This is a genomic window from Ruegeria sp. BH8 (assembly GCF_056538065.1).
Genome location: NZ_JBQFSP010000053.1, coordinates 1 through 1,076 on the forward strand (window position 1 = coordinate 1; position 1,076 = coordinate 1,076).

A 1,076-nucleotide genomic window follows, 5' to 3' on the forward strand; every position below is an offset into this window, starting at 1 on the left:
TCAACGCCGAACGACACGTTGTCGCCGGGCATGACCATCTCGGTGCCTTCCGCCAGGGTCACGGTGCCGGTCACGTCAGTGGTCCGGAAGTAGAACTGAGGACGGTAGTTCGCGAAGAACGGCGTGTGACGGCCGCCTTCTTCCTTGGTCAGGATGTAGGCTTCGGCTTCGAACTTGGTGTGCGGTGTCACCGAACCCGGCTTACACAGAACCTGGCCACGCTCAACGCCGTCACGGTCCACACCACGCAGCAGGGCGCCGATGTTGTCGCCCGCTTCACCGCGGTCCAGCAGCTTGCGGAACATTTCAACGCCGGTGCAGGTGGTTTTCGCGGTGTCACGGATGCCGACGATTTCGATCTCGTCGCCAACGTTGATCACGCCACGCTCGACACGGCCGGTCACAACGGTACCACGGCCCGAGATCGAGAACACGTCTTCGATCGGCATCAGGAACGGCTGGTCAACAGCACGCTCAGGGGTGTCGATGTAGTCATCAACAGCCGCCATCAGCTCGCGGATCTTGTTCTCGCCGATTTCAGGGTCACGGCCTTCCATCGCGGCCAGAGCCGAACCTGCGATGATCGGAATATCGTCGCCGGGGTATTCATACGAAGACAGCAGCTCGCGGATTTCCATTTCCACCAGTTCCAGCAGCTCTTCGTCGTCAACCTGGTCAACTTTGTTCATGAACACGACCATCTTCGGGATGCCAACCTGGCGGCCCAGCAGGATGTGCTCGCGGGTCTGCGGCATCGGGCCGTCTGCAGCGTTCACAACCAGGATCGCGCCGTCCATCTGAGCGGCACCGGTGATCATGTTCTTGACATAGTCGGCGTGGCCGGGGCAGTCGACATGCGCATAGTGGCGCGCGTCGGTCTCGTATTCCACGTGCGCGGTCGAGATGGTGATGCCGCGGGCTTTCTCTTCCGGCGCGCCGTCAATCTGGTCATACGCCTTGAAGTCACCAAAATACTTGGTGATTGCTGCGGTCAGCGTCGTCTTGCCGTGGTCAACATGCCCAATCGTGCCGATGTTGACGTGCGGTTTTGTACGCTCAAACTTTTCCTTTGCCAT

The 1,076-nt window shown here is 60.0% G+C and carries 1 protein-coding gene; it reads right to left on the reverse strand.

The genetic code is table 11. The annotated features are described in order from the left end of the window. Nucleotides 1-1,076: elongation factor Tu (gene tuf / locus ACR0AD_RS21115; RefSeq protein ID WP_480489518.1), on the reverse strand; the 1,076-nt coding region annotated here is incomplete at both ends.